Genomic DNA, 12,315 nt, shown 5'->3' with positions numbered 1-12,315 from the left:
CTTGCCGCTTTGCTGGTACCGTCGTTTGCGGAGGCGAAGCGCAAACTCCTCGCCTCCATTGGGATCCTGGGAGGAGGATCAGCTGACCGGATCGAGAACCGTGGGCCAGGCCTCCTTGTTGGTCTTGATGGCTTCGAGAAGCTTCTCCTCGCCGGTACGGCGGGCGATCTTCTTCCATTCGACCTCGGTGTCGGCCATCGCCTGCTCGGCGGTCTTGGCCTTGGTCAGCGCGGCGACGAGGTTCTCGTCCAGCGCGTTGTGGAAGGCGGTGGCGCCGGGATAGTTGATGGTCGGGACGGTGCGGGCGACCGTCTCGCGCACTACATCCATATGGTAGGCGTGATAGGTCTGGCGGACCAGCGGGTCGGAGAAATCCGACAACCGGAACGGATCGAAATAGCCGCCCGGATTGGCGGTCATCCAGGCATAGATGCGGCTCGAACCCAGCCACTGCAGGAACAGGTAGCAGGCCTCCGGATTCTTGGCCAGCGACGAGACCGAGGCCGACAGATTGAGCCACAGCACCGAGCGGCTGATCAGCTTGCCGTCGATCTCGCGGCCGGGCGGCAGCATCGAGCCGATCTTGCCGGTGACAGCTGAATCCTTGTTGCCGGCATTGTCCAAAAATTTCGGCAGGTTGGAGAAGGCGCAGGTCATCGCGGCGCCGCCCTTGGCAAAATTGCCGTACTGCTCCGGCCAGCCCCACGAGATCGCATCCGGCGAATGATGGGCCAGCGAGGCGATGTACTCGTTAACAGCGGCAATGCCTTGCTGCGAATTGATCAGCGGCCTGCCGGTATCGTCGAACAGGAACTGATTGGGCGAAGCCATTGAAACATAACGCTGATACCAATTGGTGTAGCCCCAGCCCTGGTTGCGCAGATCGGTCGAACCGAACAGACCCTTGTCCGGGCGATGGAAGAAGGCGGCGATCTCGTCATGCTGCTTCCAGGTCTTCGGCGGCGCCAGTTCATAGCCATGCTTGTCGGAGAAGGCTTTCTTCTCGGCCGCGTCGCCGAACAGATCGGTGCGATAGACCCAAGTCTGGAAATCGCCGTCCAGCGACACGCCATAGGTCGAGCCGCGATACTGATTGAGCAGCGAGACGCCCTTGGCGCCGTCGACGTAGCCGCGCTCGGGGTCGTCCCATTCCGGCTTGTACTGGGCGACGAAGTCGTCGAGCTTCAGGATGCCGCCGGTTTCGGCGAGATCGCCGAGACGGTTCCATTCCACCGCGTAGATGTCATAGGCCCCACCCTTGGTGGAGATGTCCTGCATCGTCTTGGTGAATTCCTGGCCGTTCGGCACGCCGACGATCTCGAGCGGAATGCCGGTTTCTTTCTCCCACAGATCCTTGATCGAGGGCGCGCCGGCGGGAAATGGCTGCGTCAGCTGGCCGATCGAGCCGTCGGACAGGCCAAGCACGATCTTGGCCGGCGCCTTGCCGGCCCCCTTCATCGCCTTGGCCGCCTCGATGGCGCGGCCTTCCGGCGTGTCGGGACCATACTGATAGCGCTCCGAGCCGTCGAAGCCGGTCGGGCCGCCGATCATGCCCGGCGCCAGCGCATCGGCCGCATAGGCGCGGCTGGGGCGGATGAATTTCGGCGCGATACCTGCGGCGGCAACAAGCACGGCCGCCTTTCCACCGGACGCCAGCAGACGGCGCCGCGACATGCGGATCATATCAGACATTGGAACTCCTCCCTCGGGGGCCTTGTTCCTCCACGCCCCTCATGATGGATATTGACGGCACCGGGGGAAGGCTGTCAACATCATAAATAATCAAAACACGTCACAACATCGCAAATGGAGGAAAAATGCAGTCTATCATCATCGTCCCATCGCACTCGCTGCTGGATTTTGAGGGGCTTGACTTTGAGGGGCGGCGCGGCTCGACGATTTGGTGTAGCGCCGGCTTGCGCATCGGCTAAGGCCGGATACATCATTTCCCATCAGAATCGCGGATGGCATGAAGCGGTCGTCCGGCATTCGAACCATTGAGCGCGCGATTTTGATGCGCGGTAACGCGCAAGCAGTGAGGTGATCGACTGTGCGGTCCACCCTGACAGACATAGCCCGGGAAGCCGGCGTTTCAGCCGCGACGGTCGATCGTGTGCTCAACAACCGCGCCGGGGTCAGGGCGCGCACCCGCGAGGTCGTGCTGGAAACGGCGCAGCGGCTTGGCTACATCGCTGAGAATTCGAACAGCCCGACCCCGCGCCACGCACCGCCCGGCGATGTCATACGGCTCGACTTCGCCCTGCCCGCCGGCACCAATTCCTTCATCAAGATGCTGCACCGGCACATCGAGACGCAGGCGCAATCGCGGCCAGACCTCGATGTTCGCGTCGCCACGATCGAAGGCTTCAATCCCGACCGGCTGGCCCGCCTGCTGCAGGAATTGCGCGGCCAGACGCAGGGCGTCGGCGTCATCGCGCTCGATCACCCGACGGTCCGCGAGGCGATCCGTTCGCTGTCGGCCAGCGGCGTCAACGTCGTCACCATAGCGTCCGACATCCTGCACGTGCCGAGGGTCGCCTATATCGGCATCGACAACCGCGCCGCCGGCCGGCTCGCCGGCTATCTGCTCAACCGCTTCATGGGCGCCGGTCGTCCGGGCAAGGTCGCGCTGTTCGCCGGCTCGCTCTCCTATCGCGGCCATGAGGAACGCGAGATGGGGTTCCGCCACATATTGACGGAAGAATCGCCCAATCTGCAGATCGTCGAGATGCGCGAGATGCTCGACGACCGGGAAAAGGCCTATGCGGAGGCCTCCGCCCTGCTGGACCGGCATCCGGACCTGGCCGCGATCTACAATGTCGGCGCCGGCAACACCGGCATCGCCCGCGCGCTCAAGGAGCGAGGGCGGGCGCTGTCGACCGTGTTTCTCGGCCATGAAGTGACGGAAGGCACCAAGGAGCTTTTGCTCGACGGCACGCTCGATGCAGTGATCGACCAGAACCCGCGCGTCGAGGCCCGCGAAGCGCTCAACACCTTGACCCACGCGGTCAAGGGCTTGCCCTACGAACTGCACCAGCCGAGGCTGCAGGTGATTTTTAGGGAGAGCATCCCGGAGATCTGAACGGCCTGTGGCACTGTCAACACGGGCCTAGATTCTGCTCACCATCGCTTGCGCACCCTCAGCCATGCCAATCGCGATCCGGTCGCCGGAGATAATGCCCGATATGTCGCAGACGACCAGCGGCATGCTGATTTCGTAGAGGAACTCGGCGACGATGGCGCCGACGGCCAGGATCGGATCGGGCCGCTGCAGGATGATGCCGGCCGGCGCCGTGCCCCTGCGGATCGCCTCGGCCAGGACCGACGACGAGGACGACGACCCGCGCCCGGATGCCATCACCAGGATCTTGCCGGCGACATTGCCGCCCGGGTGCGAACGGTCGATGATGTCGCCCGTTTCGGCATCGACGCCACCCCAGAAGCTGAGCGCATGCGACAGCACCAGCGCCGATCCCTGCGCCTCGCCGGCAAGCTGGAACGTGCCAACTCTGTTCAGGGCTCGACTGTCCGGTTGGCTCATCGCGCGCCTCGCACGACGCGGCCGGCAGCGGCCGAGCGAACGCAGTCTGCCAGGTCGCCGAAGGCTACCGACACGCCGATATTGCCGGGCGCGTAATGCGCCCATTTGCCGGAATTGGTCATCACCACGCCGTCGAGACGCTCGAGCACAGAGGTGACATAGGTGCAGGTATCGGTAACCGGAATGAGTTTGAACTTTTGCGCATCGTCCAGTGCGCCCTCGTCCTGCAATCTCTTGAAAGTGGCGCGCCCGGTGTTGACGTAGATCGGGATGCCCCTGCCCGGCGCCACCTCGCGCAGCATCGGCAGCAGGCGCATCCATTCGTCATGGGAAAAATGCGGCGTGCCGAGCGATACGGCCGCAAGCGGCGCGCCGTCGGGGACGCTCGACAGTTTTGCCAGCGCCTGGTCGATGTCGGCGCGACAGATCCGGATCGTCGCTTCCGGCGCCACGCCGCGAAATGCATCGTCGAGCGTCCTTGCTTCCGGCGTGATGCCGACCGCATGAAACAGCGCCACCGCACCCGTCGTTGCCGCCGCCGCGCCAAGCGCCTTCAGCTGGTCCTCGTCGCGCGGCTGCGGCAGGCCCGATATGACCGGAATGCGGTCGCCACTCGCTTGCCCGATGACCAGCCCGACGCCGACGAACAGGGCATCGGCAGGTTCGAAAGAACCGGTCAGCTCGAACAGGATCTGGCCGCGCCGGTTTTCGCTGAGATGCAGTCCCCAGGCCGGCGCGCGCCCGGTCATCGCGCAGCACAGATCGATGAAATCGCCATAGCGATTGGTGCGCGCGCCGATCACCGAATTGGCAAAGACGATGGCGTTGGACTCGCCCCAGGCGATCTGCTCGCCAAAGCCCGGCCGGAACCGCGTCTGATAAGGCGCGCAGGTGAAGGTCGCCTGGCAGCCGAGTTTTAGATGCGCCTTCATCAGCCGCCGCGCCGGCACTTCTTGCGCCGGCGGCATCTTCACCAGCCCGGGATGGATGAGGTCGAAGGAACCGACATTGAGTGTCGTCGGCACCCGAACGCGGCCGCCGCCCTCGACCAGCCTTTCGACGAAATCGAGGCTGGCCTGGCCGTGATAGAGGCAGCCGTCGATATGCGCCCCGGCAATGTCCAACAATTTGCGCGCACCGACGGCGTTGGAAAAGGCGACCAGTATCTTCATGGCTGCGGCCACGGCCCGGCCGTGCTCGCCGTCGAGCATCGACTGGTCGCCCGCACTGAGTTCAAGCGTCATCGGGTGTTCCGCTTTCCCGCGCTATGCCCGACCATGCTCTCACTGATTGCGGTCCGCTTGGCAAGATCAGTTTGCCGCGATCAGCACCGTGCTCTCCGGCGACCAGCGCAGCACCACTTCTTGCCCCTCCGCCAATCTTTCAACGCCGGTGTTCTGCACGATGACCTTGAGTGTTTGCCCGTCGCGATCGACGAAATAGGTGCTGTTGTTGCCGGCGAAGATGCGCTTGGATACCTGGCCGCGGAGCATATTGGCGTTCGGATCGGACGTCCCTGAATCGGTAGCAATGCGGATGCGTTCGGGCCGCACCGCGCAGCTGGCCCTGGCGCCGGCGGCAAGCGTCGCGCCTGCCGCGGCGGCGATCGCCGTGCCGTCCGGCAGCCGGATGCCGGCGCCGGTGCTGTCGCCGCGAAAAATGTTGGCGTCGCCGAGGAAGGTGGCGGCGAACTCGCTCTTCGGCCTGTCGTAGATCTCCTCGGGCGGCCCCTCCTGCACCAGCCTGCCGTCACGCAGGATGCCGATGCGGTCGCTCATCGTCAGCGCTTCTTCCTGGTCGTGGGTGACGAAGATGGTGGTGATGCCGATGTCGCGCTGGATGCGCTTCAGCTCGATCTGCATGTCGACGCGCAGCGCCTTGTCGAGCGCCCCCAGCGGCTCGTCGAGCAGAAGCACGCGCGGCTTGGTGACGATGGCGCGGGCGAGCGCGACGCGCTGGCGCTGGCCGCCCGACAGCTGGTGCGGGCGGCGGGCGCCGAGCTTGCCGAGCTGCACCAGGTCGAGCGCGCGCTGCACCTCGCTGGCTATCGTTGGCTTGGCTTGCCCGCGCACCGACAGGCCGAAGGCGACATTGTCTGCGACGCTCATATTGGGAAACAGCGCATAGTTCTGGAACACCATGCCGATGCGCCGCTTCTCGACCGGCACCCGCTCGACGCTCTCGCCGCCGATCGCGATGCGGCCGGTGTCGGGGAAATCGAAGCCGGCGATCTGGCGCAGGAGCGTGGTCTTGCCGCTGCCCGACGGCCCGAGCAGCGCATAGAAACCGCCGTCGGCGAAATCGATCGAGACATCGTCCAGCGCCTTGTGCGCGCCAAAACTGCGCGACAAATTCGCTACCTGCACGCCGGCCATTATTTCTCTCCGCCGAATTTGAAGAATTTTGCCGTGAGCAGCATCAGCGCCATCGAGACGACGATGATGATCGTCGAGACGGCATTGATCTCCGGCGTGAAACCCTTGCGGATCGCGGCGTAGATCTCGACCGGCAAGGTCGTCTGGCCCGGCGTCGACAGGAAGTAGGAGACCACGAACTGGTCGAACGACACGGCGAAGGCGAACAGCCCGCCGGCGATGACGCCCGGCATGATCCAGGGCAGCGTCACCCGCGAAGTCACCTGCCACTGGTTGGCGCCGAGCGATCGCGCCGCCTCTTCCAGCTCCGGCGCAAAGGTCTGCAGCCGGGCCGAGACGACGACGATGACATAGGGCAGCGCCAGCGCCACATGGCCGAGCAGGATCGCGAACAGCCCCCGCCCGATGCCGACGCCGAAGAAGAAGATCAGCATCGCCGTGCCGGTGATCAGCCACGGAATGGCGATCGGTGGAAACAGCAGCGCTTGCAGGACTTTCTTGCCGCGAAATTCATGGCGATAGAGCGCCAGCGATGCCGCCGAGCCGAGCACCGTGGCGATGATGGTGCTGATGATGGCGATCCCCATGCTGTTCCAGGTGGCCGAGATCAGCTGGTCGTTCTGCCACAACGACGCGTACCACTCGGTCGTCCATTCGAACGGCAACTGGTAGAAGGGCGAGACGTTGAACGACATCAGCGCCATGATTATAACAGGCAGGTAGAGGAAGGCGAGCAGCAGCCAGATGTAGAGGCGCCCACACCATTCCAGGATACGCGTCGTCGCCATCACGCGGCCCTCTTCAACACCGGCGACGCCAATGCCAGGATGACCAGCACGACGGCCAGCAGGATGAAGGACAGCGCCGCACCCAGCGGCCAGTTGAAGACGGCGACGAACTGGTCCTCGATGATCGTGCCGTAGAAAGTGCCGGTGCGGCCACCGAGGATACGCGGTTCCATGAAGGAGCCGACGACGGGAACGAAGATCAGCGCCGCACCGGCGACCAGCCCCGGCATCGACAGTGGAATGATCACCCGTTTCAGCATTTGCAGCCGCGAGGCGCCGAGCGAGCGCCCTGCCTCGATCAGCGAATCGTCGATGGCCTGCAGCGTCAGGTAACAGGTCAGCACCATGTAGGGCACGTAGGAGTGGACCAGGCCGATGATGACGGCCGGATAGGAATACATCAGGTCGATGTTGATCTTGAACGGCAGCACGGCATTGAGTGCGGTGTCGAGAATGCCGCCCTCGCGCAGCACCATCGCCCAGGAGAAGATGCGCACCAGGCCGTTCGACCAGAACGGCAGGATAACGAGCAGGAAGATCGCCTCGCGGCTGCGTCCCCTCAACACCTTGGCCAGCACATAGGCCGCGGGATAGCCGATGACGACGCACCACAGCGTCACCTCGAGCCCGAGCCTGAGCGAGGCCAGCAGCAGCGTCCGGTAGAGGCCTTGCGCAAAGAAGGTGGCATAATTGTCCAGCGTGAACGACCACGCCTTTCCCGACAGCGGCAGCTCGGTCATAAAGGAGAAAAACACCATGGCCGACAGCGGCAAGAAGATCGCCACCGTCAGCCAGAGATAGGCGGGCACAAGCAGCGGCAAAGCCGATCGCAATCCGCTCCTCGAACCGGTCGCGACCTGTCCTGCCATATGGTCCTCCCGAAAAGCTTGCCGTTACTTCACCCCGACCGTTACTTCACCCAGCCCGTTACTTCACATTGACCTTCAGCTCCTGCCACAGCGCCAGATAAGCCTCGCGCTGCGCGTCGCTGATCGGCGCCTGGAACTGGATGCGCTTGGCGACGTCGGGGTCGCCCATCACCTTGCGGTTGAAGGCGCCTTCGGGAAGGGCGGCGACCGCCTTGGCGTTGGCCGACACCGGCGCGCCGACCTTGGTGACCCATTCGACGTAGAACTTCGGGTCGATCATGGTGTTGATGAAGGCCTCGGCGCCGGCGACATTCTTGGCGCCGACCGGAATGGAAAAGGCGTCGAGCCAGGCGACGGCGCCTTCCCTGGGGATGACCAGCGACACCGGCAGCTTGAAATGCGTCTTGGCCCGGTCGGCCGAACCGCTCCAATAAGTGCCGATGTCGATCTGATTGGAGGCGACCATCTGGTTCCAGTCGTTTTCCGAACTCCAGAACGTCTTGATCTGCGGCATCAGCGAGGTCAGCTTCGCCTTGACCGCTTCCATATCCTTGATGTCGTTGATGTTCTGGCCGGTGGCGATGGCGCCGAACTGGACCGCTTCGACCGCGTCGTCGCGAATGGTGACGCGGCCCTTGTGGGCGGGATCCCACATTTCGGCGATGCTGGTCGGCGGCGTCTCGAAGGCTTTCTCGTTGATGGCGAGCGCGGTCAAGCCCCACACCCATGGCACGCCATAGACCTTGCCGTCGCGGGCGAGCATCGGCGAGCCTGCCTTGTCCGCGCTGATGTCGGCATAGTTGGGGATTTTCGAGACGTCGATCGGCTGGATCAGCTTTTCCGCCATCGCCTGGTCGTTGAAGGCGGCGTTGATCATGACGACGTCGTAGAGGCCGGGATTGGTCCTCAGCTTGGTCAGCATTTCCTGTTCGGAATTGAAAAAATCGTTGACGACCTTGTTGCCGGTCGCCTTCTCGAAAGCGGCGATGGCCCAGGGCTCGTCGGCGCCGTAGCCCTTCCAGTTGAGCACATGCACCTCGTCGGCGCTGGCGACCAGTGCGGAAGCGAAGACGGCGGTTGCCGCCAGAAAAGCAGTCAGTTTGGGCATGCGCATGTTCGTTCCTCTCATTGTTTGCCCGGTTGGCGGGCTTGTTTAAGTCATTTTTGCTGTCGGAAATGGGCCTCTAGCCTTCCGCCGTGCACGGATCGATCGTCATGGCTGAGGAAAGTCTGGATCTCGTGGGCGGTCGGCGCCGACGATCCGCCATGGCGGGTGACCGAGAGCGCCGCCGCCGCATTGGCGTAGCCCGCCGCTGCGAACGGCGGCACGCCGCGCGACAGCGCGCTGACGAAGGCGCCGATATGCGCGTCGCCGGCGCCGTTGGTATCGACGGCGGCGACCTTGAAACCGGGCACGGCCTGCGCGGTGCCGTCAGCCAGCCGCACGAAACAACCTTTTGCTCCGGCGCGGATGACGACCGCCTCGGCGTTCGGGCAGTGGCTGGCCAGCAGCCGGGCGGCAACGGCCTCGACATCGCCGCGGCCGGCGATCTCGGCCGCTTCCGTTGTGTTGCAGCTCAACCAGTTCGTGCGCGCCAGCACCCGGTCGAGAATGGCGCGCGGAATGTCCGAGACGACCGGCGTCGGATCGAAGACCAGGGGGATCTCCGCCGGCAGCGCCTCGATCCAGTCGGCCAGCGCGTCGCGGCTGCCGGGATAGCTCAGCGTATAGCCGGAGGCGAACACCCAATCATCAGGCGCAACCCGGACCGGCGCCATCATGCCGAGGCTGAGCACACTCTCGGCGCCAGGCCATGACACGAAGGTGCGCTCGGCGTCACCGCTGATCATGGCGACGCAATTGCCGCTGTCCATATCAGGTGATGGCGGGGTCAGCGTTGCGATGCCTTCGGCGGCAAAGGCGGCGCGCAGGAAGTCGCCATTCGGTCCACTGCCGAGCTGGCCGCCGAAGACGACCTTCATGCCGGTGCGGCTGGCCGCGACCATCATGTTGAAGCCGCCGCCGGCGACCTGGGCATAACTCGATGCGGTCTTTTCGGTGCCGGGCTCAGGCAGGGCGTCGATGCGGTAGACATGGTCGACCACCGCGCTGCCGACATGGACGAGACGCCGGCTCATGTCAGGCTGAGCTCCGCTCATGTCAGGCTGAGCTCCGCTCATGCCGCCGCGTCCTTGCCTGAACCGCTTTTCGCCATCCGCGCCGCGACCAGGTCGGCGGCGAGCCCGCGCACCTGCGCGATGTCGAGGCCCTTGAGCCGGGCGATGTATTCCCTTGGCAATCGGCGAAAGCCGGCGCAGGCGCCTGCCATGCCGGCGGCGATGGCGCCGATCGTGTCGGTGTCGCCGCCGAGATTGGCGCTGATGACGGCCGCCTGCCAGGGATCGCCGCCGGCGATTTCCAGCACCGCGAAGGCCGCCGGAACCGATTCCTGGCTGGCGACGCCGGTGCCGACGAGGTCGACGATCAGCCGGATGCCGTCGGTGACGGCCTTGCCGCGAACCAGGCCCCTCGCCCAGTCGATGCGCGCGGCGATATCGCCGCCGGTGGTCCAGTGACCGCGTTCTGCGCCCTGCCTTGCCGCCACGACCGCACGATCCGAGGCGGCGCGCCAATCGCCGCCGGCAACGCCACTGCTGACGGCGGCGGCAACGGCAGCCGCCGCGGCAATGGCGATCGAGGTGTTGTGCGTCGCCCGGCAGGTTTCCGCAACCTTGGCGACCAGCGCGTCGAGCGGCTCCAGCGGCATCATGATGCCGACCGGCGCGATGCGCATCGCCGCGCCATTGGTGTCGCCGCTGCGCCCGGCCTCCTCGGCCGGCACACCATCATTGATGGCGTCGATGGCGCGCTTGGTCGACGGTCCGAGCAGATCGTAGCTGCCGCGCGCCTTGACCTCGCGCTCCCAGTCGAGCAGCGCCTTGACCCAGCGCGTGTGGTCGAAGCCGTCGCCTGAAGCAACCAGGATGCGGCCGAGCAGCAGCGCCTGTTCGGTGTCGTCGGTGACGGTGCCGGCAGCCAGGCCCTTCGACACCGGATGGTCGGCGGCGGGCGCGACGAAACCCTCGACAGGACCGTAGAGCTCGACGATGCGGGCCGGCGACAAAAGCTGCGTCGGCATGCCGAGTGCATCGCCCAACGCCCCGCCGACAAGCGCACCCATCGCCCGGTCGATCGCCGCGACCATCTCCATGCTCAGAACTCCAGGTGAAGCGCGAAATGCGCCGGATTGAGCAGGCTGGTGACATATTCGATGGCGCGGCCGTCGGCGGCGCGCGTCAGGCGCCGCGTGCGCAGGAACGGCGCGCCCGGCGCGCAGTCGAGAATGGCCGCGTCCTTAGCGCTCAGCATCTCGATATCGACCCACTCCTCGCCGTGATCGGGGACGAGCCCCGCGCCGCGCAACGTCTGGTGCAGCGAGCCCTCGCGCAGGCCGCGCAGCGGCACGTCCTCCAGTTCGGGCGACAGCGGCAGGCGGCTGCGCTCGATCGAGATGGCATGGCCGTCATCGGCGTTTGAGCGCACCCGGTCGACGGCGATGAAGAACGGGCTTTCGACGCCGAGCCTGGCGGCGAGCTCGGCATCCTGCATGACTTCGAGCCTGAGCGTGCGCGTCTCGGCATTGGCGCCGGCATTGGCCAGTGCCCGCGACCAGCCGACGGCGTCGTCGACCGGCATGCCGTCGAAGGTGACGAACGAGCCGATGCCGACCTTGGTGGTGATCAGTCCGCGGCTCGACAATTCCTCGAGACCCTTGCGGATGGTGTTGCGGCTGACGGAGAAGCGCTGGACAAGCTCGTTCTCGCTCTGCAGGCGGTCGCCGAAGCCGAGCACGCCGGAGCGGATCTCGTGCTCGAGGACGGTGGCGATCCGTTCCGGCTTGCCGGTTCCGGGAGACGACAGGGTCGTGCGACGCGCCATGGAATACCTGTTCAGTAAACCTGTATAGTCCTGTTCAATAGCGCGATAGGCCAAGTCATGTCAACGGCTCGCGGCCGGCGCACTTTGGGTTCCCGGAATCCCGGGCAAGATTGCCCTGCTGGTCGCGACGGCCCCTCCCGATCACGACGGCCCCTCCTGATCACGACGGCCCCTCCTGATCACGACGGCCCCTCTTGGTCACGACGGTACGTCGCAGGCTGGAATTTTATGGGAACCTTCACCACCCCCGAGCGGTTTTTTCTGTAGTCGCGATGCGGCGACGACCAAAAATTGGAGACAAATGGAGGCAAACCATGCTTACGAAGTTACTCGCGGCGTCCGTGCTCGCCGCCGGCCTGGCCACCTCTGCGATGGCCCAGAGCACAGCCGACCCAGCCGACACAGAGGCTGGCATGGCTCCCGGCAGCGGCAGGAGCGTCGTCATCGACCCGGCCCCGGTCGATCCGACCCTGGCTGAGCCGGATACGGTCGATACCGGGATTACCGGCAGTATCATTGCAGGCCCCGACGGCACGAATTCCAATGCCGACCGGAACTGCCCGCCAAGCCCGCAGGGCGCGATGCCTGATGCCACGCACAAGGCTCCCGGCACGGTTTCACCGACCGTCAACGACAGGCACTGCGGCCAGTAGCCGAGATCGATTTCGGGACCAGCGCTTCGGGGGGGGGGGGGGGGGGGGGGGGCCCCCCCCCGGCGAGGGGGGGGGGGGGTTGTTGTGTAGGGGAGGGCCCCCCCCCCCCGCCGCCGCGGGGGGCCGCCAAAAAAAAGGCCCAGAGCACA

Annotated in this window: 12 protein-coding genes; 2 read left to right on the top strand and 10 right to left on the bottom strand. The window is 65.3% G+C overall.

Annotated elements, in window-relative coordinates; all coding sequences use genetic code 11:
- Positions 1–78: 78 nt before the first annotated feature.
- Positions 79–1,692 carry an extracellular solute-binding protein gene (locus AC0L17_RS15630; protein ID WP_473516481.1) on the bottom strand — a complete coding sequence of 538 codons (1,614 nt, stop codon included), beginning with the start codon at positions 1,690–1,692 and terminating at the stop codon, positions 79–81.
- A 358-nt stretch (positions 1,693–2,050) separates the two neighbouring features.
- Here AC0L17_RS15630 and AC0L17_RS15625 point away from each other — a divergent pair, with 358 nt between their 5' ends.
- Positions 2,051–3,082 (top strand): LacI family DNA-binding transcriptional regulator, encoded by a 1,032-nt coding sequence (locus AC0L17_RS15625; protein WP_473516480.1) that lies wholly within the window; start codon positions 2,051–2,053, stop codon positions 3,080–3,082.
- Positions 3,083–3,109: 27 nt separating this feature from the next.
- Here AC0L17_RS15625 and AC0L17_RS15620 read toward each other — a convergent pair whose 3' ends face one another.
- The 9 genes from AC0L17_RS15620 to AC0L17_RS15580 form a co-directional block, all read right to left on the bottom strand.
- Positions 3,110–3,541, bottom strand: a complete 432-nt coding sequence (locus AC0L17_RS15620; protein ID WP_473516479.1) for an aconitase X swivel domain-containing protein — start codon at positions 3,539–3,541, stop codon at positions 3,110–3,112.
- A complete protein-coding gene (locus AC0L17_RS15615; protein ID WP_473516478.1) occupies positions 3,538–4,785 on the bottom strand; it encodes an aconitase X in 1,248 nt (415 codons plus the stop codon). The genes AC0L17_RS15620 and AC0L17_RS15615 overlap by 4 nt, the downstream gene beginning before the upstream one ends.
- 66 nt (positions 4,786–4,851) lie before the next feature.
- Positions 4,852–5,916 (bottom strand): ABC transporter ATP-binding protein, encoded by a 1,065-nt coding sequence (locus tag AC0L17_RS15610; protein ID WP_473516477.1) that lies wholly within the window; start codon positions 5,914–5,916, stop codon positions 4,852–4,854.
- Positions 5,916–6,704, bottom strand: a complete 789-nt coding sequence (locus tag AC0L17_RS15605; RefSeq protein WP_473516476.1) for an ABC transporter permease — start codon at positions 6,702–6,704, stop codon at positions 5,916–5,918. The genes AC0L17_RS15610 and AC0L17_RS15605 overlap by 1 nt, the downstream gene beginning before the upstream one ends.
- A complete protein-coding gene (locus AC0L17_RS15600; RefSeq protein WP_473516475.1) occupies positions 6,704–7,573 on the bottom strand; it encodes an ABC transporter permease in 870 nt (289 codons plus the stop codon). Before AC0L17_RS15600 ends, AC0L17_RS15605 begins: the two co-directional genes overlap by 1 nt.
- A 58-nt stretch (positions 7,574–7,631) precedes the next feature.
- A complete protein-coding gene (locus tag AC0L17_RS15595; protein WP_473516474.1) occupies positions 7,632–8,687 on the bottom strand; it encodes an ABC transporter substrate-binding protein in 1,056 nt (351 codons plus the stop codon).
- A gap of 44 nt (positions 8,688–8,731) precedes the next feature.
- A complete protein-coding gene (locus AC0L17_RS15590) occupies positions 8,732–9,712 on the bottom strand; it encodes a PfkB family carbohydrate kinase (RefSeq protein WP_473516473.1) in 981 nt (326 codons plus the stop codon).
- Positions 9,713–9,750: 38 nt separating this feature from the next.
- Entirely contained in the window at positions 9,751–10,785 is a 1,035-nt protein-coding gene (locus AC0L17_RS15585) for an ADP-ribosylglycohydrolase family protein (protein ID WP_473516472.1), read from the bottom strand.
- Positions 10,786–10,787: 2 nt separating this feature from the next.
- Entirely contained in the window at positions 10,788–11,513 is a 726-nt protein-coding gene (locus AC0L17_RS15580) for a GntR family transcriptional regulator (protein ID WP_473516471.1), read from the bottom strand.
- A 314-nt stretch (positions 11,514–11,827) separates the two neighbouring features.
- Here AC0L17_RS15580 and AC0L17_RS15575 point away from each other — a divergent pair, with 314 nt between their 5' ends.
- A complete protein-coding gene (locus AC0L17_RS15575) occupies positions 11,828–12,166 on the top strand; it encodes a hypothetical protein (protein ID WP_091599084.1) in 339 nt (112 codons plus the stop codon).
- Positions 12,167–12,315: the final 149 nt, after the last annotated feature.

This window comes from Mesorhizobium sp. WSM4829, from assembly GCF_055811475.1.
This window is presented reverse-complemented; position numbering and strand designations above follow the sequence as displayed.

Bases quoted from the DNA above. Each gene is read 5' to 3' on its own strand.
- AC0L17_RS15610 (WP_473516477.1), bottom strand. From the start codon at position 5,916: ATGGCCGGCGTGCAGGTAGCGAATTTGTCGCGCAGTTTTGGCGCGCAC.
- AC0L17_RS15590 (WP_473516473.1), bottom strand. From the start codon at position 9,712: ATGAGCCGGCGTCTCGTCCATGTCGGCAGCGCGGTGGTCGACCATGTC.
- AC0L17_RS15620 (WP_473516479.1), bottom strand. From the start codon at position 3,541: ATGAGCCAACCGGACAGTCGAGCCCTGAACAGAGTTGGCACGTTCCAG.
- AC0L17_RS15585 (WP_473516472.1), bottom strand. From the start codon at position 10,785: ATGGAGATGGTCGCGGCGATCGACCGGGCGATGGGTGCGCTTGTCGGC.
- AC0L17_RS15615 (WP_473516478.1), bottom strand. From the start codon at position 4,785: ATGACGCTTGAACTCAGTGCGGGCGACCAGTCGATGCTCGACGGCGAG.
- AC0L17_RS15600 (WP_473516475.1), bottom strand. From the start codon at position 7,573: ATGGCAGGACAGGTCGCGACCGGTTCGAGGAGCGGATTGCGATCGGCT.
- AC0L17_RS15605 (WP_473516476.1), bottom strand. From the start codon at position 6,704: ATGGCGACGACGCGTATCCTGGAATGGTGTGGGCGCCTCTACATCTGG.
- AC0L17_RS15595 (WP_473516474.1), bottom strand. From the start codon at position 8,687: ATGCGCATGCCCAAACTGACTGCTTTTCTGGCGGCAACCGCCGTCTTC.
- AC0L17_RS15575 (WP_091599084.1), top strand. From the start codon at position 11,828: ATGCTTACGAAGTTACTCGCGGCGTCCGTGCTCGCCGCCGGCCTGGCC.
- AC0L17_RS15580 (WP_473516471.1), bottom strand. From the start codon at position 11,513: ATGGCGCGTCGCACGACCCTGTCGTCTCCCGGAACCGGCAAGCCGGAA.
- AC0L17_RS15630 (WP_473516481.1), bottom strand. From the start codon at position 1,692: ATGTCTGATATGATCCGCATGTCGCGGCGCCGTCTGCTGGCGTCCGGT.